The organism is Kribbella sp. NPDC056951, assembly GCF_042674205.1.
Classification (GTDB): domain Bacteria; phylum Actinomycetota; class Actinomycetes; order Propionibacteriales; family Kribbellaceae; genus Kribbella; species Kribbella yunnanensis.
Genome location: NZ_JBHUQZ010000004.1, coordinates 230174 through 252494, shown reverse-complemented (window position 1 = coordinate 252494; position 22321 = coordinate 230174). Strand labels below are relative to the sequence as shown.

Here is a 22321-nt window from a genome sequence, read left to right as displayed (position 1 = left end):
TGGTGCGCCGGCTCGAGAAGCTGGAGACCACCGCGGTCATCGTGACCGACCCGGGCTGCCGCAACGACGTCTGCGGCTAGTCACCAGCATCAGGACCGGGGCGTGGCGCGACCACGCCCCGGTTCGCGGCTTCTGGGGAGGGGCTCGATGGAGAGACCGCGGGTGAAAGGGATCCACAAACCGACGCGACTGACGCCGACGCTGGTGTCGATCGGCGGCCGGCAGCAGGGGATCGGCGCCGAGATCGACGACGAGGACGGTATGGTCTGGCGGCTGCTGGGCCTGATGGACGGAAGCCGAACACGCACTGAGATCGTCGACGCATTGTGTGCCGAGGGCAACGACCTGACCGCGACCGAGGCCGCCGAGGCGATGCAGGCGATCATCGACGCCGGGTACGTCGAGGACGCGGCCGCACCACCACCGGACAACCTGAGCCCGGAAGAGGTCGACCGCTACGACCGCGCGCTCACCTACTACGCCTGGGTCGACCTCACCCCGCGCCCTTCCCGGTACGACGTACAGGCCCGGCTGAAGGCGAGCAAAGTCGTCGTACTGGGTCTTGGTGGTACCGGTTCGGCGGTTGCGGCGTCACTTGTCGCGGCCGGTGTCGGCGCGGTGCATTGTGCCGACTTCGACGTGATCGAGGCCGGCAACCTGACCCGCCAACTGCTGTACACCGAGGACGATCTCGGGAAGCCGAAGATCCCGGTCGCAGTCGAGCGTTTGAGCAAGATCAACAAACATGCGGTCGTCACCGGTGAGGAGCTCAAGGTCGATTCGGCCGACGCCGTCGCGTACCTGATGGACCAGGGCGACCTGCTCATCCTGTGCGCCGATCAGCCGATGCACACGATCCGCGAGTGGACGAACGCGGCCGCCCTCCGCACGAAGACCCCGTGGATGCTCGCCCAGTACGCCGGTCCGATGGCCGTCGTCGGCCTGTTCGTCCCGGGGGAGACCTGCTGCCCGGATTGTCTGCCGAGTGTCCGGGACCGGCTGGTTCATCAGTACGGTAGGGAACCCGAGGACCTGTTCCCGTTCAATGGGCACGCGGTGATCGCACCGACCGCCAACCTCACCGGCCACCTCGCCGCACTCGACGCCGTCTACCACCTCGGCGGCATCCCGACGACGACACGCGGCCTGATGTTCCACCTCAGCCTGACCGACCTGACCTATCACTACACCGTCCGCCCGACCCCCGGCATGACCTGTCCGACCTGCGGGTGGACATGAGCCTCGCGCATGTCGTCGTACGGAAAGAAGGCGAGGACGAGTACGTCGTCGGCGATCCGGCCAGCGGCAACTTCGTCGTCGTACCGGAGATCGGCGCCCGCCTGGTCGAGCTCTTCGTGGCCGGCCGGTCCGTCGAGGAGGCGGCCGCCCAGCTCGAACGCGAGACCGGCCAGGTCATCGACGCCGCGGACTTCCTGGATGTGCTGCGGGATGCTGGGGTTACGCGGTCCACCGAAGAACCCCAGCACTGGTCGATCTCGCGGATCCCGGCCCGGTTGGTCCGGCCGTTCTTCGGGCCGACCGCCTGGGTCGTGTACGGCGCTTGCCTGGTCGTGACGCTGGCGTTGTTCGTGATCGAGCCGTCGCTGCGGCCGACGTACGAGGACACGTTCGTCTTCCCGGACATCGTCCTGAGTCTGCTGGTCACCAACGTGGTCGTGATCGCCCTGACCTTCCTGCACGAGACGTGGCACGCCTTCGCCGGCGCGGCCGTCGGCGTACCGTCCCGGCTCCGGCTGGAGCGGCGCGGCATCTTCCCGGTCCTCGAAACCGACCTGTCCGGCCTGTGGGCGCTCCCACCGGCCAAGCGTTACGGTCCGTTCCTCGCCGGCATGGCGATCGACAGCGTCGTACTGTTCCTCGCCGTCGCCCCTCGTTATGCATGGTCGCGCGGCTGGATCGACCTGTCCCCGCTGCTGATCCGCATCCTCGCCATGGTCGTCCTCAGCCAGGTCGCCAAACTCGCCTTCCAGACCCTCGCCTACCTCCGCACCGACATGTACCTCGTGATGGCCACCGCCACCGGCTGCGGCAACCTGCACCAGGTCACGCGCCTGTCCCTGAAACGCCTGGTACGCCGTCTCACCCCTGCCGAGCAGAATGTCCTGAGCACCGCCCACGACCGCGATCTCCGGGTCGCCCGCTGGTATCGCCTGCTGTACATCACCGGGCTGATCTGGATGGTCTGGTTCGCCATCCACTTCATCGTGCCCAGCGCGAAAGTCACCTTCGGCTGGGCGTTCGGCGTACTGCTGCAAGCACCAACCTTCAGCCTCTACTGGTGCGAAGGCCTGATCCTGCTCGCCTTCACCTCGCTGAACGTCTTCCTGCCCCTCGGCGTAGCGATCCGCAACCGGCGAAGGGCGGCCACCGCATGAAGAAACGCTTCGGCCTCATCGTCGGCATCCTCGTCACCGCCCTCAGCGTCCTCACCATGTCCAGCTTCGCCTTCGGCGTCCTCCTAGGCCAGTTCAACGACCGCAAAGCCCTACCCTGCAACGAGATCCCCGGTACCCCGCAACCCTTCGAAGGTAACCGCCACCTCGCCTACCACAACGCCCCGCACGACCCCTACCAAACCACCCCACCCACCTCAGGCCCGCACTCGCCCAGAGTCGTCATCCCGGGCATCTACCGAGCCCCCATCCCACCCGAGCTCCAGGTCCACATCCTCGAACACGGCCACGTCCTCCTCCAGTACGCCCCCGACACCACCCCCGCCGACATCGACCGCCTGGAACGCATCGGCCGCCGCCACCCCCGAGACGTCATCGTTGCCCCCTACCCCGGCCTCCCCACCCCGATCGCCCTCACCGCCTGGCAACGCCTGCAGAAGTTAGATGCCCCAGACAACGACCGCATCGAGTCCTTCATCACCAAGTCAGCCGGCCGCTACGACCACCAATGGCGCAACGGAGCCACCGACTGCCTCACCCCGTAAGCGTGGCCAGCTTCTCGCGAAGCCCGGAGCTGCGCGGCGGGATGTGCTCGTCGGCAATGGCAACTGCCCGCTCGAGGTGATCGATGGCCGTGCGCGGATCACCGGCCGCGATGGCGTAGTCGGCAACGCCTTCGTGCCCGGCGAGTATGTACACGTAGTCCTTCGCAGTTGTCGCGCTTTCCAGAACAGTCTCGAACCAGGACAGCGCGCCGGCCAGGTCGCCGGCCGCCAGCAAACTGTTGCCGAGGTGCATCTGCATGGTCCAGCCGGTGAGGATGGAGCCGATCGCGTCCGCGGCGACCAGAGCCTGCCGATGCAGCTCGCCGGCGCGCTCCACGTCCCGGCCGCTGTCGCGGTAGGCCGCGCCGAGCGCACCCAAGGCCCAGGGCAGGCTGAACTTGTTGTCCAGCTCGACCGCGAGCTCGTACGCCGCCGTTGCGGTCGCGATGGCCTCGTCGACCCGGTCCAGGGCCAGATACATCACACTCAGAGCAGCGAGCGTGTCGGCGAAGAGGCCACCGGCGGGGATGCGGCGGAAGGCGACGACAGCCTCCTCGAAGGCAATCACCGCCGGTTCGTAGTTGTACGCGTTGCCGTGCAGCATGCCGATGGAGGAGAGGCCGGCAGCCAACAGCCGGTCCTCCTTCAGCTGACGGGCCAGGCGTGTTGCCTCCTCGAGGACCGGCAAAGCCTCGCCGTACGGGTCGAGCGTTCGCAGGGCGCTGCCAAGACCGGTCAGGATGTGAGCGCGCACCAGCAGGTCGCCGTCGGGCGGCAGCCGATCCAACGCAGACCGCAGCAGCTCGGCGGACGGGCGTCCACCCCGCTGTGCACGGATCAGGCGGCCGTGTGCATGCAGGACCCGTGCCTCGGCCTCGCGGTCGGACAGGGCAGCCGCGGCCGAGAGGGCCAGCTCGAGCACTCGCTCCTGGTGCTGGATCTTTCCGCGGCGTTCCAGATAGTTGACCGCCGCGAGGCCGAGCTGCCAGGTACGGCGGTGATCGTCGGCTGCCGCGGAGTATTCGACGGCGGCGGCGAGGTTGTCGGCCTCGCCATCGGCCCAGGCTTTCGCCTGCTCCCAGCTGTCGAACGCCGGCAGCGCGCGGGACGATCGCGTCCCGGGCTCGAAGTAGTGCATACCCTCCTGCCACGAGAAGGGGTGGAAGCAGGCCTGCTGGTAGTAGTCCAGTAACCGATCGGCGGCCGCGGCCAGCGTCGCCGGCAGGTCCGTGGTGCGGGCGAGGTGGCCGGCGTACTCGCGGATCAGGTCGTGGAACTCGTAGCGACCGGGCGTCGGCTGCAGCAGGAGGTTGGCGTCGACGAGCGACTCGGCGAGATCGGAGGCTTCGTCGGGCGTGCGATCGAGGAGCGCAGCAGCGCCGTACTGGTCGAAGTCGCGGCCGGGCACCCGGCCGAGCAGGCGGAAGGACAGCTGCTGTTCGGGGCTGAGCTGGCTGTACGAGAGCTCGAATGCGGCGCCGACGCCCATTCCGTCGGCGGCGAGTTCGGACAACCTGCGGCCGACCCGGTCCAGGCGATCGTTGAGGTGGGCAACGGTCCAGGACGGACGATGCCGCATCCGGGCGCCGGCGATCCGTAGCGCCAGCGGAAGACTGCCGCAACGCTCGATGAGGCCGTTGCTCGCCGCAACATCGTGGCTGACGCGCTCCGAGCCGACCAGGTTCGCCAGCAGGTCGGCCGCATCGTCGAGCGTGAGCAGGTCCAGGTGCAGTCGTTCCCGAACGTCCAGACCGGTGAGCTGCTGCCGGCTGGTGATCAGGACTCCGCAGGTCGGTGAACCCGGAAGCAGCGGTACGACGGCGCTGCTGCTCGAAGCGTTGTCGAGGATGATCAGCAGTCGCCGGCCGGCCACCGTCGTACGCCACAGCGATCGTGCTTCTTCGAGGCCCGCCGGGATGGCCAGATTGCCGACCCCGGCACCGACGAGCAAGTGGTCGAGCGCGGCCTTCGGGTTGCGGGGCGGGTGCTCTGAGCTGTGGCCGTGCAAGTCGACGAACAAGACTCCGTCGGGATACCGGGCGGCCAGCCGACGGGCGGTGTGAACGGCGAGGGCGGTTTTGCCGACACCGGCCATACCGTCGACGGCGACGACCGGAGGAACCGTCGAGCCCTGGCCGACGAACGCACGGGTCAGTCGGTCGATCTCGGCGGCGCGGCCGACGAACGTGGCGCCGGCGTACGGGAGTTCGTCACGCCCGCGGGCAACGGATTCGTTGCGGAGGACACTCTGGTGGGTCGCACGCAAGGCGGGGCCAGGCTCGACGCCGAGTTGGTCGAGCAGGACTTCGCGGGTTCGGGTGTAGACGTCGAGCGCGTCGGCCTGGCGGCCGTCGGCGCTCAGGGCGCGCATGAGTTGCCCGGCCAGGCGTTCGTCGAAAGGTCTGGCGGCGACGGCGGGGACGAGCTCGGCGATCACATCGGCGGCTCGGCCGCGATCCAGGTCGACGTCGATACGGTCGCCGAAGACCCGGTGCCGCCGTTCGATCAAGCGGCGGCGTTGCGCGGCGACGTACGGGCCGGGGAGGCCGCTGAGTGGCTCACCGCGGAAGAGAGCGAGGGCGCGGTTGTATTCGGCGGCGGCGGCATCGAGATCCCCGGTGTCGCGGAGGCGGGTGGCTCGGGTGGCGGCGGTTTCGAAGTCTTCGATGTCGAGCGAGTCAGGTGGCAGGCGAAGGATGTAACCGTCCGAGGTGCGGTCGAGCAGGTCGACCGGAAGGGCGCGGCGGAGACGGTAGACGTAGGGAGGCAGGACCTTCAGACCCGTGCCCGGTGGGCTGTCGTGCCAGACCAGGTCCAGCAGTTCCTCGGGGAGACACACCTGGTTGGCGCGAAGCGCGAGGACCGCGAGCAGCGCTTGCAGGCGCGGCGCCCCGACGGCGACAGGCTGCTCGTTCCAGAGCACTCGCAACGGTCCGAGGATCTCGACGCGTAGCTGCCCGGTCACCCCAGCAGTCTGCCCTCCCGTCAGTCCACCGGGCAAAGCAACTGCATCAACAGGCAAGACGTCTCACCCAGTGAGCGCTTCGAGCTTCTCGCGGAAGACGTCGGCGTGCGGCGGAGCGAACTCCTCGGCCACAGCGATTGCCTGGGAGAGGTACTCGGCAGCGGCTTCGGGATCTCCGATCGCCACGGCGTGGTCGGAAAGACCTCTCCAGGCGTCCAGCATGTACAGGTGGTCCTGGTCCACGAGCGCCAGCTTCAGGATGGAGTGGTAACAGTCGGCGGCCTCGTCGACGTCGCCGGCGACAAGCAGTGCGTCGCCGAGGTTCAGCGTCGTCGTCCAGAGCCCGAACTTCTGCTGCTCCTTGCGTGCCTCGGCTACGGCTTGCCGGAGGGCGGCGAGGGCGCGATCCAGGTCGCCGGCGAGCTGGTGGGCGCGGCCGAGTGCGCCCAGCACGAAGGCCAGCCCGCCGGGGGAGTTGCGCTCGACGGCGAGATCGTGGGCCCTGGTGGCCGTTTCGACCGCGTCCGCCGCCCTGTCGAGTCCCACATACGAGGCAGACAAGGCCATCAGCGCACTGACCGTCTGTCGCACGGTCCCGCCGCGGCGGGACACCGGGACGGCCTCTTCCAGCAGCGGCCGTGCGGCCTCGTACTCCAAGACGTTGTTGTGCAGGATGCCGGCAGTGGTCAGCGCATTGCCGAGCAGGTGGTCGTCGGCGAGGTCGCGCGCCAGCCGGATCGCTTCGTGCAGAGCCGGTAGCGCCGCGCCGTACGGGTCGAGCGTCTGCTGGGCCTCGCCCAGGCTGAGGTGGATGAAGGCAAGCAGTCGCAGGTCGTCGCCGGGTCGCCAGCGATCCAGTGCCTGCTGAATGCGTTCGGCCGCGGCCCGGGCGCCTCGGTCGCCGCGGATCATCCGTCCGTCGGCCATGATGACCCGCGTTTCGGCCTCCCGGTCGCCGAGCCTGCGTGCGGCTGCAGCCGCGAGTTCGAGAACGCGATCCTTCTGCTGGATCTTGCCTTGGCGGTACAGGTAGGCGACCGAGGTGAGCGCCAGCTGCCAGGTCAGCTCGTCGTGTCCGAGGCCGGCGGCTCGTTCCACCGCGGCGGCGAGATTGCCGGACTCCGCATCGGACCAGCCGATCGACTTCTCGGGGGTGTCCAGGTCAGGTTCGGCGTACGTCGGGGGACGACCTGGATCGAAGTACGGCATACCGACCTTGAGGGACATCGGATGCACGCTGACCTGCAGGTAGTAGCCGAGGAGCCGGTCGCCCGCCGCGGCCAGCGCCTCGGGTGTCTCGGTCGCGCCGGCCAGGTCGGTCGCGTACTGGCGGATCAGGTCGTGGAACTGATAGCGACCCGGGGTGGCCTGAAGCAAGAGGTTCGCGTCGACCAGTGACTCGGCCAGGTCCGATGCCTCGTGCGGATCGAGGCCGGTCAGGGCAGCGGCGCCGTACTCGTCGATGTCCTGGCCGGGGAGCAGGCTCAGCAAGCGGAACAGGCGTTGCTGGTCCGCGGAGAGTTGCTGGTAGGAGAGTTCGAAGGCCGCGGCGATGCCGAAGCCGTCGGCGGTGAGCTCGGTGAGGCGGCTCTCGACCCGGTCGAGCCGCTGATTGATCTGAGCGACGCTCCAGCCTGGGCGGCGGCGGAGGCGGGCGCCGGCGATCTGGATGGCGAGCGGGAGATGGCCGCAGCGCTCGATCAGATCGTTGCTGGCAGCAACATCATTGGTGGCTCGCGCGGCGCCGACGAGGTGGGCCAGCAGTGCGGATGCATCGTCGGCGGCGAGTAGGTCGAGGTGCAGGCGGTCGCGGCCGTCCAGGCCGGTGAGCTGGCTGCGGCTGGTGATCAGGACGCCGCAGCTCGGCGATCCGGGCAGGAGCGGAAGCACGGTCGCGCTGTCCGGCGCGTTGTCCAGTACGACGAGCAGTTGCCGGCCGGCGACGCTGGATCGCCAGAGGGTTTGGGCGTCGTCCAAGGCCCGCGGGACGCGCGCGGCGGCGATGCCGACTCCGGCGAGCAGATGATCCAGTGCCGCCTTCGCATCGCGGGGCGGATGACCTGGGGTATGGCCGTGCAGGTCGACGAAGAGGATGCCGTCGGGGTACCGCGTGCTGAGCGACCGGGCGAGATGAACGGCGAGCGCGGTCTTGCCGATACCGGCCATGCCGTCGATGGCGACGACAGGTGGCGCGGTGGAGTCGCTGCCGTCGAGCGCGGCAGCGAGCCTGGCCACCTCGGTCTTGCGGCCGACGAAGGTGGCGGCAGTGGCGGGAAGTTCGTCGCGGGGCCCGGTGGCGGACTCGTTGCGCAGGATTGTTCGGTGGATCTCACGCAGCGCCGGGCCGGGTTCGACGCCCAGCTGGTCGAGCAGGGTTCGCCGTGTCTGGGTGTAGAGCTCGAGGGCTTCCGCCTGGCGGCCATCGGCGGTGAGGGCACGCATGAGCTGGCCGGTGAGGCGTTCGTCGAAAGGTCTGGCGGCCGCCGCCGGGACCAGTTCGGCGACGAGGTTGGCGGCTTGGCCACGGTCGAGGTCGACCTCGACGCGTTCGGCGAAGACCGTGTCGCGGCGCTCGGTGAGACGTAGGCGTTGGGCGGCCAGATAGTCGCCGGGGAGGCCGGCGAGCGGCTCGCCGCGGAAGTAGGCGAGGGCTTCTGCGTACGCCGCGGCCGCTGCGTCGAGGTCATTGTCGTCGCGCAGTTGGCTCGCCTGGGCCGCGCCGCCTTCGAAGTCATCGATGTCGAGCGAGCCGGGTGACAGCTGAAGAACGTAGCCGTCGGGTGTGCGATGCAGGATGTCGCTGGGGAGCGCGCGGCGCAGCCGGTAGATGTAGGGCGGGAGGACCTTGAGGCCGGTGCCGGGTGGGTTGTCGTGCCAGACCAGGTCGAGGAGTTCTTCCGGGGTACAGACCTGGTTGGCGCGCAGGGCCAGGACGGCAAGGAGAGCCTGGAGGCGGTGGGCGCCGACGGCGATCGGCTTGTCGTGGTGGAGGACTCGTAGTGGGCCGAGGATCTCGATGCGTAGCTGCTCGGTCACTGGAACAGTCTACGAGCGCTAGGAGGTCGAGCGGCTGAGTTGTACGGCGGCCTCGGCGACGACTGCGATTGCGAGATCTGCCGCTGTGTCGTTGTCGTTCTCGGGGATCAGCTGATGGATGGTGCGGCTGAGGTGGAGGTCTAGGGCGGTGATGTGTTGTTGTCTGGCCAGGGCTTCGGCGTGATTGAGGTCGTGGTGGACGATTTGGCTGGCGCCTTCGGGCGGTAGGGGTGCTAGCCAGGCGTGTTCGGGGGCGATGACGGTTTTGGCGGGGAGGAGCGCTAGCGCGCCGCCGCCGGTGCCTTGGCCGAGGAGGATGGCGAGGGTGGGGACGGTCAGGGTGGCCAACGTGGCGATGCACTGGGCGATCTCGCCGGCTAGGCCGCCTTGCTCGGCGGCGGGGGAGAGTTCGGCGCCTGGGGTGTCGATGACGGTCACCAATGGGAGGCCTAGCGACTGGGCCAGGTTCATGCCGCGGCGGGCTTGTCGGAGTGCGGCCGGGCCCATTGGCTTGGATTGCGAGCGGTCCTGGCCGACGACGACACACGGCTGGCCGTCGAGTCGAGTCAACGCGACCAGCACGCTCGCGTCCGGTTCGGTCAACCGCACGGTCCCGGTGGCGCCGTACCGGAGCAGGTCGCGGACGCCCGCGCGCTCTGGCCGCCGCGTGCGTAGTACTGATGCCCAGGCGTCACCAGGATCGATCGATCCGGTACGGCGGGGAAGTCGCGGAGCGACCGGTGGATCGACCAGTACGGCGAGCGCTCGGTCGAGCAGGACTGGGAGATCAGCGGTCGCGACGACACCGTCGATCACGCCGTGCGCGGCCAGGTTCTCGGCGGTCTGCACGCCCTCAGGGAAGGCTTGTCCGTTGAGTGCCTCGAAGACCTTCGGGCCGAGAAACCCAATCAGCGCACCAGGTTCGGCGACCGTGACATGCCCGAGCGAACCCCAGGAGGCGAACACGCCCCCGGTCGTCGGGTGCCGCAGGTGCACGAGGTACGGCAGGCCGGCCGCCTTGTGCGCCATCAGCGCGGTGGAGATCGAGATCATCTCGACGAAGGCCGGGGCGCCCTCCTGCATGCGCGTTCCGCCGGACGAGGTCGATGCCACGATCGGCAGCCGCTCCGCGGTCGCGCGGCGGATCGCGGCCGTGATGCGCTCCGCCGCGACTCGCCCGATCGACCCGGCCAAGAACGCGAACTCGCTCACCAGTACGACGACCGGCCGCCCGTGCACGCTGCCTCGCCCGGTCAGCACGGCCTCGTCCGTACCGGCTCGTTCGGCCGCGCGACGCAACTGCTCCTGGTACCCGGGATCGGCCACCTGGACGGCCGGCTGGTCCCACGACTCGAACGAGTCGGCGTCCAGGAACGCGTTGACCAAACCGCGCGCGGCACTCACCATCCCGGGGCCACCAGGGCTGCCCAGACCAGCAGTGGTCCGACGACCACCACGATCACGCTGTAGGTCAGAATCTGCTTGTAGTACACGGGTTCCGTGATCGTGTCCGGACGGTTGGCGAGCATCAGCGCGCCGTTCGTGGAGAACGGACTGACGTCGACGATGGTCGACGCGACCGCGAGCGCGGCGACGAACAGGCCGGCGTTCAGATGGCCGTGGGCGATCAGCGGCAACGCGATCGGGATGATGACCGGCAGCAGCGCGGTCGACGAGGCGAACGCCGAGACCACGCCGCCGACGTAACAGAGCACAAGCGCGCCGATCACGGCCGCACCGAGCCCGGCGGCCCACTTGCCGACGAACTGCGGCGAACCCGCTTCGGTGAGGATCGCGGCGTACGTGCTGACGCCGGCGACCAGCAGGACGGTCGGCCAGGCGACCTGCTTGGCGGCGTCCTTGTTCTTGATCGGCGAGAGGATCGCGAGGATGACCGCGGCGGTGATCGCGACGAACCCGATGTTCTTGTCGAACGCCAGCGCGACGACCGCGACCCCGAGGAACGCGACCAGCGTCAGGATCTGATCGCGGCGCGCGCCCTGCGGCTCGTCGCCGGTCGGCGCGGGCAGCTCGATCTGGTCGGCCCGCTGGGCGAGCAGCTTCCGGCCGCCGAAGACCACGAACAGGATGGTCGCCATCACCAGGTTGACGGCCAGGCTGGAGAAGAACACCGTCAGCTCGCTGTTCGGCAGGCCGTTGTCGGCCATCACCGAGTTGGTGATCGTGCCGTAGATGCTGATCGGCGAGAACCCGCCACCCTGTGCACCGTGTACGACGAACATGCCCATCATCAGTGGGTTGATCTTGTACCGCGCCGCGAAGCCGAGGGCGATCGGCCCGATGATCGCGCAGGCCGCCGGACTCGCGGCGCCGATCGCGGTCAGTACGGCGGTGACCGCGAACATCACCCACGGGATCAGCGCGACCCGCCCACGGACCCCTCGAACCGCGCCCGCGACTATCAGGTCGACCGTGCCGTTGTTCTTCGCTATCGCGAACAGGAACGTGACGCCGATCAAGGTGAGGACGAGATCACCGCTGATCCCGGCGAGAATCTCCTTCTCGCTGAGGTGTAGCGAGTACATGCCGACGAGCCACGCGGCGACGTACGCGAGTGCACCCATGTTGATCGGCAGGACGGTGCCGACCACGAACAGCGCGACAAGCGCGAGGATCGCAACCCATTCCGGTCCCATTCCGTGCCCTACCTCACAGTAGTATTGGCTGAGTGGCCTAGCCAATAGTCCAATGAGCCATCTGTCAATACAGTGGGGTTCATGGACTTGCCGCTACCACCCCGTCCGGTGCCGCGGTCCCGCCTGTACGAGCAGGTGGCGGACCAGATCAGCACGTGGATCAACGAGAACGGCCTGCAGCCCGGGGATCGCTTGCCGCCGGAGCGCGAGTTGGCGCAGCGGTTGGGCGTCAGCCGGGCGACGCTGAGTCAGGCGCTCGTCGCGCTGGAGGTGATCGGCGCGGTGACGGTCCGGCACGGCGACGGCACCTTGCTGACCGAGCGCGCGCGGACCGGCCGGGTGATGGAGGCGATCCGGGCCCACGCCGACCGGTTGCCCGAGATCATCGACGCCCGCGACGCCCTCGAGTCGAAACTCGCCGCGCTCGCCGCAAGCCGTCGTACCGATGCTGATCTGGTTGCGATCCGTACGGCGTTGACGGAGATGGAGCGGGATATCGCGGCGGGCGGGCGCGGGGTCGAGGCGGACGAGGCGTTTCACGGCGCGGTCACGGCGGCGGCGCGGTCGTCGTTGCTGGCGCAGATGATGGAGACGATCCACGACCTGATCCGCGAGACCCGCCTCGAGTCCCTGTCCCAACCCGGCCGCCCGAAAGACTCCCTAGCCGGCCACCGCAAAGTAGCCGACGCCATCGCCGCCGGTGATCCGGTAGCCGCAGCGAGCGCCATGCACGAACACGTCATGCTCGTCTCCGACGTCGCCCTCCTGCGGGACAACCAGTGACTGGCCCCGCCCACCCCCGGGCCGGCCTCGCTCTGCGGAGGGAGGTGTGACGGGGCCGGAGCACCTCGCGGTCGTCGCTGCGGGGCTTGGCGCTGGCATTTTGACCTCCACCGTCGGTGTGGCGTCGTTGCTTAGTTTTCCGGTGTTGATCGCGTTGGGGATCCCGCCGGTGGTCGCCAACGTGTCGAACACGATCGGGTTGCTTCCCGGCGCGTTGTCCGGGTCGTTCGGCTATCGGCGTGAGCTGCGTGAGGTACCGCGGCCGGTCACGATCGCGGTGGTGGCGATCTGCGCGGTCGGTTCGATCGGTGGCGTCGTACTGCTGCTCGCCTTGCCGCCAGGCGTGTTCGCCGCCCTCGCGCCGTGGCTCATCCTGTTCACCTGCCTGATCGTCGGCGTCCAGCCGCGCATCTCCCGTTGGCTCCGCGCTCGCAGCGACCACCCGCACGGCCTGCGCACTTCGATGTCCCCGGCAACGTACTTCTTCACCGCCCTCACCGGCGTGTACGGCGGCTACTTCGGCGCCGGTGCCGGCGTGATGATGATGGCGGTCCTCGGCCTAGGCCTCGACCTGGAACTCCGTGTCGTGAATGGACTGAAAACCCTGTCCCTGCTGGCGGCCAACGTCGTCGCCGGCTCCATCTTCGTGGTGATCGCCGACGTCGACTGGACCGCCGCCGCGCTACTCGCAGCAGGTTCGATCGTCGGCGGCTACGTCGGTTCGCACATCGGCCGCCGCATCCCCGGCGGCCTGCTCCGAACGCTCATCGTGATCGCCGGCATCACCGCCGCCATCCTCATGCTGCGCTGACAACTGAGCATGCTGACAACTGAGCGGTCCATCCATAGAAGCATCTCCGGCTCGCCCCCACCTCGCCCCCCATCTCGCCCCCAAAGAGCAGCCCCCCATTCCCCAACCCCCTCGCTGCTCTTTGTGCACCCAACTCATCTTTGAGAACCCACCAACCACTTCGAGCTCACGAAAATGGTCGGTGGGTTCACAAAGTTGGGTCTCGTGCACAAAGAGAAGGCGACCCACCTTTGGGTGTCCGCCCCCCGCGCGACGGTCGGACCGGTTAGAGGAACTGGATGAACGGGAGCGCGAAGAGTGCGCCGCAGATGACTCCGTTGATCCATTTGTGGCTGAAGAGGATCGCGACGAACTCGCGAATCGTTGCCGTCGGCCAGTAATAGCGCGCGGTCGGCGACCCGACCACCTGGCCGTTGACCTTCACCTTGCGGGCGGTCAGTGCGGCGCGGAAGGCGTGAAAGTTGTTCGTGACAATCAAACACCGGTAGTTCGGGACCCGGGCAACCATCAGCTCCCGGCTGAACAGCAGGTTCTCGGTGGTTGAGGTCGACCGGTCCTCGCGCAGCACACGGTCGGCTGGTACTCCACGCTCGATCAGGTACGTCGCCATCGCGTGCGACTCGGGGATGTCCTCACCCGGGCCCTGCCCGCCTGACGTGATCAGCATCGGGCTGCGGCCTTTTCGGATAGCACGGTCGTAGACGAGCTTGCCACGGTCCAACCGGCTGGCCAGCAGCGGCGGGACGCGGGAGCCGCGCAGTCCGGAACCGAGCACGATCACGAAGTCGATCTTCCGCGACGACCGGACCCGGCTGTAGACGAAGGCATAGATCAGGAAACAGACGAACAGGAACGAGATGTAGGTCAGCACACTGATGATGGCGGTGCGCAGCGCGGCCAGCGGCGCCCAGTCGAGCTGCTGCACGACGACCCCGAAGATCACCAGGCCGAAGATGCCGAGCCCGGCCGCCAGCGACAGCAGGTTCTTCGGCCGCCGGCCCTCGCGGCGGATCATCGTCACGCCGTTGACCACCAGGAAGACCGCGAGGACGGCGATCGTGACCGGGATCAGGAACAGGATTCCGTAGACCAGCCAGCGGGCCAGACCCCGGTTCACCGACTCGACGGCGAAGATCACGCCGAGCCCGGCGAACATCAGCGTCAGGATCAGGAAGATGCTGTTGCGGAACAACCGCCGGTCGTACAGGAAGCTGGCGACGAAGACCAGGAACCAGAACCCGGCGATGGCGAAGCAGATGTTCATCGGGCGCCATCCAACCATCGGATGGCGCCCGATCAGGTCACGCCAGGCTGGTCAGTGACGAAATCGATGCTTTGTGCAAGCGGGTGATGACGTTCTTGGTCTTCGGGTCCGAGCGGTACTCGTAGGCGCCCGACTCGAACACCAGGTAGGCGCGGCCGCCGAACTCGGTGATGCCCTCGGACATGCTCGGCGCCCGGAAGCAGGACAGCTTCGCCTTGTCGAGATCCGGCTGGCCCCGGCGCACGACGTACAGGTTGCTCAGGTTCTTGCGCCCGAACGACGTGCTGTAGATGAAGTGCGACTTGGTGACGAGCAGGCCCTGGGTCTTGGTCGGGACCTCCCAGGCCTTGTTGACCGTGACCAGCGAGCCGTTGGCCTTGATCTTGTACTCGTACATCTTGTCGCGGCCCTTGTCGTTGAACTTCCCGGCCCACAGGGAGTCCCCGTAGCTGGTCAGGAACGACGCGCCGTAGACCTTGCGCTCGGGGCCGACCGGGTCGATCGTCGGCGTACCGGACGCCTTCAGCTTGGCGGCGAGCGTGGACAGCTTGTACTTGCGGATCCCGTTCGTGCTGCCCTGGACGAACGCCCAGCCCATCGACGTGGTGATGCCGCCGGCGTGCGTCTCGGCGATCTTGACGTCGCCGACGACCTTGTTGGTGGCCGGGTCGATCCCGACGATCAGCGACTTCTGGCCGGGGTGGTACATGGTGACCAGCAGCAGGTTCTTCTTGCCGGACCAGTTCCACCAGGTGCCGATGCCCTGCGGGATGTACTTGCCCAGCTGCGGCAGCGCGGCGCTGTTGCTGAAGCGGCTGTCGTACTTCGTCGAGGCCGACGGGCCGTCGTAGTCGAAGCTACCGCCACCGGTCTTGGTGTCGCAGCTGATCGCGCGGGTCGCGGCCACGGTCGCGGTGGTCGCGGCCTGCGAGCTCTCCGGGCCGGTCAGGGCGACGGTGGTGGCGGTGCCGGCGGCCAGCAGGCCGGCCAGGCCGAGGGTGATGACGACCCGGCGACGGGTCATGTCGAAACGCAAGATGATTCCTCTCCAAGAGACGATTCCCCGACCTTAACGTCGAGGGGTGTGAAAGAGTCAGCTGGGACCGGTACGACGGAAAGGGACGCGCCGTGGTTGCAAACTGGGCCGGAAATGTTGAATTCGCCGGCGTGCTCGAGCGACCACGGTCAGTGGCGGAGCTGCAGGAGCTGGTGGCCCGCTCGGAGAAGGTCCGGGTGCTCGGCACCGGGCATTCGTTCAACCGGATCGCCGACACGGGCGGCACGTTGGTCACCGTCGCGGATCTGCCGAAAGTGCTCGAGATCGGGCGGTCCGGGGCGACCGTCTCGGCCGGCCTGCGGTACGGCGAGATCACCGCGGCCCTGCAGGCCCGGGGCCTGGCGCTGCACAACCTCGGTTCGCTCCCGCACATCTCGGTGGCCGGCGCTTGCTCGACCGGGACCCACGGTTCCGGTGACACCAACCGGCCGCTGGCCGATGCCGTCTACGCGATCAAGTTCGTCGATTCCTCCGGCGAGCTGGTCACGTTGACCCGCGACGACCCCGACTTCAACGGGTCGGTCATCTCGCTGGGCGCCCTCGGCGTGATCGTGAGTCTCACCCTGAACGTCGAGCGGACGTACGAGATCAGCCAGGTCGTGTACGACGGCCTGCCGGTACGGCGGCTGCAGTCGGACTTCGACAAGGTGATGAGCAGCGCCTACAGCGTCAGCGCGTTCACCGACTGGGTCGATCCCGACGTGATGGTGTGGCGGAAGCAGAAGACCACGTCGTACGAGCGCGAATGGCTCGGAGCGAAGGTGGCGGACGGCGCCCGGCACCCGATCAAGGTGATGCCGGCCGACTACGCGACCCAGCAGGGCGGCGTACCGGGTCCTTGGAACGAGCGGCTGCCGCACTTCCGGCTCGAGTTCACGCCGAGCAACGGGGACGAACTGCAGTCCGAGTACTTCGTTCCGCGGTCGCGCGCCGCCGAGGCGGTCGAGAAACTACGGGCCCTGGGCAAGCGGTTCGCCGAGGTCATCCAGGTCTCGGAGATCCGGACGATTGCCGCCGACAACCTCTGGCTGAGCCCGAGCCAGGGGCGGGACACGGTCGCATTGCACTTCACCTGGATTCAGGACGAGGCCGCCGTACGGCCGGTTCTTGAGGTCTTGGAGGAGGCGCTGGCTCCGCTCGACGCCCGGCCGCACTGGGGCAAGGTCTTCGCGGCCGACGCCACCACGTTGGCCGCGCGCTACCCGAAGGTGCGGGACTTCATCGCGCTGGCCGGGCGGTACGACCCGGACGGCAAGTTCCGCAACGAATACTTGGACACCTACCTGCCTCGGTGAGGTCCTCTCAGAGGTGCGCGACTGACGAGAGCAAAGAGAAACGGGACGGCAACCGGAGGGGATGTCGTCGGCAACACAGGCCCGCCACAGTGACCGAATGCCCCCGATTGCTCACGCTGTGTCCCGGACCAGGCCGCTCCTGATGCGGCTGCATTTCTATGCCGGCATCCTCGTCGGCCCCTTTCTGCTCGTCACTGCGCTGACGGGTTTCGTGTACGCGTTGGCGCCGCAGATCGAGAACGCGCTCTACCGCGACACGATGTTCGTCGAGAGCTCCGGTACGACGGTCCCGATCAGCGAGCAGGTTGCGGCTGCCCGGGACCGCCAGCCGGAAGGCACGCTGCTCGCCGTACGGCCAGCCGCTGGGCCGGGTGACACGACGCGGGTGTTGTTCGACGTACCCGGTCTCGGTGAGTCGGAACGCCTTGCGGTGTTCGTGAATCCGGCCACCGCTGCGGTCACCGGTGAGCTCACCGCCTATGGCTCCAGTGGTGCGTTGCCGTTCCGGACCTGGCTGTCGCATCTGCACGCGAACCTGCATCTCGGCGCGCCCGGCCGGCTCTACAGCGAGCTCGCCGCGTCGTGGTTGTGGGTGGTTGCGCTGGCCGGGCTCGTGCTCTGGTGGACAGGTCGCCGTACCGGCTCTCGGGTGCGCGTCGAGCGGGACGGCAGCGCACGTCGGCGTACCTTGTCGTGGCACGGCGTCCTCGGCACCTGGGTGATCCTGGGGATGCTGTTCCTGTCCGCGACCGGTCTGACCTGGTCGACTCTCGCCGGCCAGAACGTGACGGACCTGCGGGCCTCGCTGGAGTGGAAGACACCTGCGGTCAGTACGGCGCTCACCGCGGCGGATCACGTCGGGCACGAAGGGCACGCGATGCCCGGCGGCGCGGTCGATCCTGAGGTCGGCGAGTGGGATCAGACCCTGCAGTCCGCACGCTCCGCCCAGCTCGACGGCCCGCTCGAGATCACCGCGCCAAAGAAAGCCGGTACGTCGTTCGTCGCCCAAGAGATCGGGAAGGCGTGGCCGACGCAGGCCGACGCGGTCGCCGTCGATCCGATGTCGGGCAAGGTGGTCGACGTCGTCCGGTTCGCCGACTATCCGCTGGTCGCGAAGCTGTCGCGGTGGGGGATCGACGCGCACATGGGCCTGCTGTTCGGCGTGGGGAATCAGGTCGTGTTGCTGTTCGTCGCCGGAACGATTGTGGCGATGGTGATCTGGGGCTACCGGATGTGGTGGCTGCGTCGGCCGACCAGAAGCCATCCGCTCCGATTCGGCCGCCCGGCCCGCCGCGGTACTTGGCGTGAACTGCCGATCCCGGCCCTGATCACCATCCTGGCGCTGGCGGTAGGAGTCGGCCTCTTCCTCCCGCTCCTCGGCCTGTCCCTCGCAGCCTTCGTCGTCATCGACCTGTGTATCGGCTTCTACCGCTGGCGCGCCGCTACACCCCAGCCCGCGAGAGAGAGCGACGAGCTCCTGGTGTGACCCCAGGGCCATCACAATTGCCCGCGGCGCTCCCTTCCCAGCGTGGAAGGTAGTCGCGCGGGTCAGTTGTGATGCTGTTCAGGTCCGGACGTCAGTCGCGGGGGTCGCCCTCGAGGGTTGTTGTGAGGGTCCAGAGCAGGTTGCGGAGCTGGCGGCGGTCTTCGGGGGAGAGGTCGGCCAGGGCTCGGCTGCCGGCTCGGTCGTAGATGTCTTGGACGGTTTGGGCCAGCTCGGCGCCGTGGTCGGTGAGCTCGATGGCTACCCGGCGGGCGTCGGCGGTGTTCTTGACGCGGCGGACCAGGCCGGCCGCCTCCATCCGCTGGGTGGTTTTGGTGGCGGTGGGGACCTCGACGTCGAGGACCTTGGCCAGCTTCGCGACCGGTAGCGAGCCGTGGTGCAGGAGCTTGGCGAGGACCAGCTCCTGGCCAGTGTGCAGTCCGGTACCGACCAGTTCGGCCGCGACTGCCTTCCGGGCGGCGCGGTCGGCGAATCGCAACGCGATCAGCACGTCACGAGGGCCGGCGGGGGAATCCACCGGCCAGCTCTCGTCCAGCGTGGTCATGTGTGACTCCGCGGGGCGAAGGGGTTCTGCGCGGCGTAGTCGCCGACGTACTGGGTGGGGATGGCGGGCTCGCCGCGGCTCAGCTGGCTGGCGAAGCGGGGGAGCTCGTCGCGGACCTTTAGATGGTGGGCCTGCGACTCGGCAGGGGTGGTGCGGCCGACGATCTCGCCGCCCTTGACGAGTGGTCGGAGCAACTCGCGGTCGTCGCCGTCGTCTTCGGGGCGGCTGCCGACACCAATCAACTCGGCTTCGGCGACTCCGGCGGTGGTTCGACGGCGGAGCGCCCATTTGCGGCCGCCGATGGAGATCTTGTCGACACTCTTCTTCGCGACCGGGAGCAGCTCGCCACTCGCGTCCTCGCGGGCAACCAGCTTGTACACGAACCCGCAGGTCGGATAGCCCGAGCCGGTGACGAGCGACGTACCGACTCCGTAGCCGTCGACCGGCGCCGGGGCCAGCGCGGCGATCTGGAACTCGTCCAGGTCCGAGGTCACGATGATCCGGGTCTTGGTCGCGCCGAGCGAGTCGAGTTGCTCGCGGACCTGACCGGCCAGTGACGGCAGGTCGCCCGAATCCAGCCGTACGGCGCCCAGCTCGGGGCCGGTGATGTCGATCGCGGTCCGGACCGCTTCGGCGACGTCGTACGTGTCGACGAGGAGCGTGGTGCGCTTGCCGAGGGCATCCACCTGCGAGGTGAACGCGTCCCGCTCGGTGTCGTGCAGCAGGGTGAAGGAGTGAGCCGCCGTGCCCGCGCTCGGGATGCCGAAGCGACGGGCGGCCTCCAGGTTGGAGGTGGTCGCGAACCCCGCGATGTACGCCGCCAGTGCGGACGCGACCGCGGCCTCCTCGTGGGTCCGCCGGGAGCCCATCTCGATACACGGCCGACCGCCGGCCCACCAGGTCATCCGGGACGCGGCCGAGGCGACCGCGGAGTCGTGGTTCAGGATCGACAGGAAGACCGTCTCCAGGAGTACCGCCTCGGCGAAACTCGACTCGACGACCAGGACCGGGGAGCCGGGGAAGAAGATTTCGCCGTCGGCGTAGCCGGAGATGTCGCCGCTGAAGCGGTAGTTCGCGAGCCAGTCGGAGGTAACCTGGTCGACAACACCGCGATCGGCCAGGAAGGTGATCGCCCGCTCGTCGAAGCGAAACTGCTCGAGGGCGTCGAGCAGCCGGTTCACCCCGGCGACGACGCCGTACCGGCGGCCGTCGGGCAGTCGGCGGGCGAACAGCTCGAAGACCGAGCGGCGCTGCGCCGTGCCGTCGGCCAGGCTGGCCTGCACCATGGTCAACTCGTAGTGGTCCGTCAGGAGCGCGGTCGAGGTGTTCACAGGGGCAGCCTATTGCGAGTCCGGAACTACCAGTGGAGAGAATGGGTCAGTGACCACCGCACCGAGCGAGCTCGAGAGCCCCGAAGTCGACGAGGCGATCCAGCTGAGCCCACCGTGGGTGACGATCGTCTGGAACGATCCGGTCAACCTGATGGACTACGTCACCTTCGTCTTCCAGACGTATTTCGGCTACTCCAAGTCCAAGGCCGAGAAGCTGATGATGCAGGTCCACGAGGAGGGCAAGTCGGCGGTGTCGAACGGGAACCGGGAAGCCATGGAACGCGACGTCGAGGCGATGCACTCCTACGGCCTGTGGGCAACCTGCGAGAAGTCGTGACGCGGTTCCGCAAGCGCCGCAAGATCGTCGCGGTCAGCTTCGCCGAGCACGAGGCCGACATCCTCGCCAACCTGCTCCGCAACCTGGTCGAACTCCTGTACGACGGCATGCCCCCGCGTGCCACCCAGTCCAGCGACCCCCTGGCCGCCCTGCTCGACTCCGACGGACCCACCTCCCCACCCGAGGACATCGTCCTCCAGCGCCTCTTCCCCGACGCCTACGGCTCCGACGACATGGCCTCGGCCGAATTCCGCCGCTTCACCGAACGCGGCCTCCGCGACGGCAAGATCGCCGACGCCAAACGCGTCCTGTCCGCCCTCGAAGAGTCCGGCGCCGACGAGATCGCCCTGGAACCCGACGAACAGTTGTCCTGGCTCCGGGCCCTCAACGACCTCCGCCTGGCCATCGGCACCCGTCTCGACATCAAAGACGAAGACGACTACGCCACCTGGGAAAAACTCCCCGAAGACGACCCCCGCCGCCTCACCTACGACCTCTACGACTGGCTCGGCTACCTCCAATCAGCCCTCCTCCACAACATGCGCTGACCCCACCTCCGGCCGCGACACCACCTCCGCGACCGAAGCCACCGTGCGCCGCGACCGAAGCCACCGTGCCCCCGCCACTGAAGCCACCGTGCGAGTGATGGGGTGTGCGTGTGAGTCGCCGGGTGGGGGCAGCGGGTGGGCGGACGCCAGCCACTCACCAACCTCGCGAACGGCCGACGTGCGAGCAGTCGCCAGGCGGGGCGTTCCCGCCGGACGGGAGTTGGTGAGTGGGGGCGGTCCGCGAAACCCGTCTGTTGGTGTCGGGTGTTCCAGCGTGGAATGGCCGTCGGCGCACAGGTTCATCGGTGGCGGTCCGCGCGGGGGCGTGCGGTCCGGCTAGGGGGGCATGAGGGTTGTTACGTAGGTGGTGAGGCGGGTTTCGACTAGTTCGGGGGTTAGGTCGGGGCGGGTGGAGTTGCGCCAGGGGTGGGTGGCTGGTTCGAGTTCTTCGGAGAAGGCGAGGGCGTCTCGGATGAGCCAGTAGTGGCGGTGTGGGGAGAGGGTGCCGCCGGCTTGTTCGTAGGCGGCGATGAGTGATGGGCCCAGGTGGGGCCGTGGAGGAGCGCCAGGTTGGTGGCGCAGTGGGCGACGTCGAGGTCGGTGGGACCCCAGGAGGTGCCGGCCCAGTCGACGACGGCGGTGATGCGGTTGCCGTCGAAGAGGACGTTGCCGGGCTGGTAGTCGCGGTGCAGGAAGACGCCCTCGTACGGCGGGTGCCCGCCGCGGATCACGTCGATGGCGGCTGACCAGTCGGCGCCGACCGGGGTGACGACCGTGTCGGCGGTTGTCAGTGTCACGAAGGGGCGTGGACGCTCAACGGGCTGGACCGCGTGGATGGCGACGAGTTGCTGGGCCAGGGCTGGGATGCGGTCGGCGAGGCCGGCGTCGGTGAGGACTGTACGGCCGGGCATCCACGTCATCAGAAGCGCCGGATCGGCGACGGCGATGAGCTCAGGGGCCGGTATGGCGGTTGTCTCGAGCTCGGTGAGGGCGTGCGACTCCCGGAACAGCCAGTCGGCGGCGTCGGGGCGATCGACGTACGTGCGGAGGACGAGGTGACGGCGACTGCCGTCGGGGGTGGCGATGGTCAGGTGCCGCATATCAGCGGTGAGACCACCGTGGAGCGGCTCGGCGTCGACGACGCGTTCGCCGGCGTCGAGGTGTTCCTGCACCCAGGCCAGATCGATCACCGTGCCACCTCACCATTCAGGCAGCGACGGACGCGACCGA

18 protein-coding genes are annotated in these 22321 nt (G+C 68.3%); 9 read left to right on the top strand and 9 right to left on the bottom strand.

What is annotated here, in order from left to right:
* The first annotated feature begins 147 nt into the window (after positions 1 to 147).
* From ACFTSF_RS19255 to ACFTSF_RS19245, 3 genes are read left to right on the top strand one after another with little or no spacing between them, the layout of a single operon-like run.
* Entirely contained in the window at positions 148 to 1239 is a 1092-nt protein-coding gene (locus tag ACFTSF_RS19255) for a HesA/MoeB/ThiF family protein (protein ID WP_380155023.1), read from the top strand.
* A complete protein-coding gene (locus ACFTSF_RS19250) occupies positions 1236 to 2396 on the top strand; it encodes a hypothetical protein (protein ID WP_380155022.1) in 1161 nt (386 codons plus the stop codon). Before ACFTSF_RS19255 ends, ACFTSF_RS19250 begins: the two co-directional genes overlap by 4 nt.
* Positions 2393 to 2959, top strand: coding sequence for a DUF3105 domain-containing protein (locus tag ACFTSF_RS19245; protein WP_380155021.1), 567 nt, complete (start codon positions 2393 to 2395; stop codon positions 2957 to 2959). The genes ACFTSF_RS19250 and ACFTSF_RS19245 overlap by 4 nt, the downstream gene beginning before the upstream one ends.
* On the opposite strand, the gene ACFTSF_RS19240 is transcribed toward ACFTSF_RS19245, so the two are convergent.
* The 4 genes from ACFTSF_RS19240 to ACFTSF_RS19225 all read right to left on the bottom strand — a co-directional run bounded on the left by ACFTSF_RS19240 (position 2949) and on the right by ACFTSF_RS19225 (position 11617).
* Entirely contained in the window at positions 2949 to 5924 is a 2976-nt protein-coding gene (locus tag ACFTSF_RS19240; protein WP_380155020.1) for a BTAD domain-containing putative transcriptional regulator, read from the bottom strand. The genes ACFTSF_RS19245 and ACFTSF_RS19240 overlap by 11 nt on opposite strands.
* A 63-nt stretch (positions 5925 to 5987) precedes the next feature.
* Positions 5988 to 8960 (bottom strand): BTAD domain-containing putative transcriptional regulator, encoded by a 2973-nt coding sequence (locus ACFTSF_RS19235; protein WP_380155019.1) that lies wholly within the window; start codon positions 8958 to 8960, stop codon positions 5988 to 5990.
* 18 nt (positions 8961 to 8978) lie between these two features.
* On the bottom strand, positions 8979 to 10367 hold the full coding sequence (locus ACFTSF_RS19230; protein ID WP_380155018.1) for a carboxyl transferase domain-containing protein: 1389 nt from the start codon (positions 10365 to 10367) through the stop codon (positions 8979 to 8981).
* On the bottom strand, positions 10361 to 11617 hold the full coding sequence (locus ACFTSF_RS19225; RefSeq protein ID WP_380155017.1) for an SLC13 family permease: 1257 nt from the start codon (positions 11615 to 11617) through the stop codon (positions 10361 to 10363). The genes ACFTSF_RS19230 and ACFTSF_RS19225 overlap by 7 nt, the downstream gene beginning before the upstream one ends.
* An 81-nt stretch (positions 11618 to 11698) precedes the next feature.
* Here ACFTSF_RS19225 and ACFTSF_RS19220 point away from each other — a divergent pair, with 81 nt between their 5' ends.
* Both ACFTSF_RS19220 and ACFTSF_RS19215 read left to right on the top strand, forming a co-directional pair.
* Complete coding sequence (locus ACFTSF_RS19220) at positions 11699 to 12400, top strand: FadR/GntR family transcriptional regulator (protein ID WP_380155016.1); 702 nt, start codon at positions 11699 to 11701, stop codon at positions 12398 to 12400.
* A gap of 46 nt (positions 12401 to 12446) precedes the next feature.
* Entirely contained in the window at positions 12447 to 13211 is a 765-nt protein-coding gene (locus ACFTSF_RS19215) for a sulfite exporter TauE/SafE family protein (RefSeq protein ID WP_380155015.1), read from the top strand.
* A 265-nt stretch (positions 13212 to 13476) separates the two neighbouring features.
* Here ACFTSF_RS19215 and ACFTSF_RS19210 read toward each other — a convergent pair whose 3' ends face one another.
* Complete coding sequence (locus tag ACFTSF_RS19210) at positions 13477 to 14493, bottom strand: YdcF family protein (RefSeq protein ID WP_380155014.1); 1017 nt, start codon at positions 14491 to 14493, stop codon at positions 13477 to 13479.
* A 19-nt stretch (positions 14494 to 14512) separates the two neighbouring features.
* The gene (locus tag ACFTSF_RS19205; RefSeq protein ID WP_380155013.1) at positions 14513 to 15499 is read right to left on the bottom strand and encodes a hypothetical protein; all 987 of its coding nucleotides are present in this window, start codon (positions 15497 to 15499) and stop codon (positions 14513 to 14515) included.
* A 143-nt stretch (positions 15500 to 15642) separates the two neighbouring features.
* Between ACFTSF_RS19205 and ACFTSF_RS19200 the strand changes: the two genes are divergently transcribed.
* Both ACFTSF_RS19200 and ACFTSF_RS19195 read left to right on the top strand, forming a co-directional pair.
* A complete protein-coding gene (locus tag ACFTSF_RS19200; protein WP_380155012.1) occupies positions 15643 to 16827 on the top strand; it encodes a D-arabinono-1,4-lactone oxidase in 1185 nt (394 codons plus the stop codon).
* A 97-nt stretch (positions 16828 to 16924) separates the two neighbouring features.
* A complete protein-coding gene (locus tag ACFTSF_RS19195) occupies positions 16925 to 18313 on the top strand; it encodes a PepSY-associated TM helix domain-containing protein (protein ID WP_380155011.1) in 1389 nt (462 codons plus the stop codon).
* A 91-nt stretch (positions 18314 to 18404) separates the two neighbouring features.
* Here ACFTSF_RS19195 and ACFTSF_RS19190 read toward each other — a convergent pair whose 3' ends face one another.
* The gene (locus tag ACFTSF_RS19190; RefSeq protein WP_380155010.1) at positions 18405 to 18875 is read right to left on the bottom strand and encodes a MarR family winged helix-turn-helix transcriptional regulator; all 471 of its coding nucleotides are present in this window, start codon (positions 18873 to 18875) and stop codon (positions 18405 to 18407) included.
* Positions 18872 to 20161 carry a nicotinate phosphoribosyltransferase gene (locus ACFTSF_RS19185; protein WP_380155294.1) on the bottom strand — a complete coding sequence of 430 codons (1290 nt, stop codon included), beginning with the start codon at positions 20159 to 20161 and terminating at the stop codon, positions 18872 to 18874. The genes ACFTSF_RS19190 and ACFTSF_RS19185 overlap by 4 nt, the downstream gene beginning before the upstream one ends.
* A gap of 94 nt (positions 20162 to 20255) precedes the next feature.
* Between ACFTSF_RS19185 and clpS the strand changes: the two genes are divergently transcribed.
* Entirely contained in the window at positions 20256 to 20543 is a 288-nt protein-coding gene (clpS, locus tag ACFTSF_RS19180; RefSeq protein ID WP_344152419.1) for an ATP-dependent Clp protease adapter ClpS, read from the top strand.
* On the top strand, positions 20540 to 21091 hold the full coding sequence (locus ACFTSF_RS19175) for a DUF2017 domain-containing protein (protein ID WP_344152416.1): 552 nt from the start codon (positions 20540 to 20542) through the stop codon (positions 21089 to 21091). The genes clpS and ACFTSF_RS19175 overlap by 4 nt, the downstream gene beginning before the upstream one ends.
* 395 nt (positions 21092 to 21486) lie before the next feature.
* Here the strand turns inward: ACFTSF_RS19175 and ACFTSF_RS19170 are convergent, their stop codons facing one another.
* Positions 21487 to 22281 (bottom strand): phosphotransferase family protein, encoded by a 795-nt coding sequence (locus ACFTSF_RS19170; RefSeq protein WP_380155009.1) that lies wholly within the window; start codon positions 22279 to 22281, stop codon positions 21487 to 21489.
* Between the last annotated feature and the right edge of the window lie 40 nt (positions 22282 to 22321).

Bases quoted from the DNA above. Each gene is read 5' to 3' on its own strand.
- ACFTSF_RS19255 (WP_380155023.1), top strand. From the start codon at position 148: ATGGAGAGACCGCGGGTGAAAGGGATCCACAAACCGACGCGACTGACG.
- ACFTSF_RS19250 (WP_380155022.1), top strand. From the start codon at position 1,236: ATGAGCCTCGCGCATGTCGTCGTACGGAAAGAAGGCGAGGACGAGTAC.
- ACFTSF_RS19245 (WP_380155021.1), top strand. From the start codon at position 2,393: ATGAAGAAACGCTTCGGCCTCATCGTCGGCATCCTCGTCACCGCCCTC.
- ACFTSF_RS19230 (WP_380155018.1), bottom strand. From the start codon at position 10,367: ATGGTGAGTGCCGCGCGCGGTTTGGTCAACGCGTTCCTGGACGCCGAC.
- ACFTSF_RS19225 (WP_380155017.1), bottom strand. From the start codon at position 11,617: ATGGGACCGGAATGGGTTGCGATCCTCGCGCTTGTCGCGCTGTTCGTG.
- ACFTSF_RS19220 (WP_380155016.1), top strand. From the start codon at position 11,699: ATGGACTTGCCGCTACCACCCCGTCCGGTGCCGCGGTCCCGCCTGTAC.
- ACFTSF_RS19210 (WP_380155014.1), bottom strand. From the start codon at position 14,493: ATGGTTGGATGGCGCCCGATGAACATCTGCTTCGCCATCGCCGGGTTC.
- ACFTSF_RS19205 (WP_380155013.1), bottom strand. From the start codon at position 15,499: ATGACCCGTCGCCGGGTCGTCATCACCCTCGGCCTGGCCGGCCTGCTG.
- ACFTSF_RS19195 (WP_380155011.1), top strand. From the start codon at position 16,925: ATGCCCCCGATTGCTCACGCTGTGTCCCGGACCAGGCCGCTCCTGATG.
- ACFTSF_RS19190 (WP_380155010.1), bottom strand. From the start codon at position 18,875: ATGACCACGCTGGACGAGAGCTGGCCGGTGGATTCCCCCGCCGGCCCT.
- ACFTSF_RS19185 (WP_380155294.1), bottom strand. From the start codon at position 20,161: ATGGTGCAGGCCAGCCTGGCCGACGGCACGGCGCAGCGCCGCTCGGTC.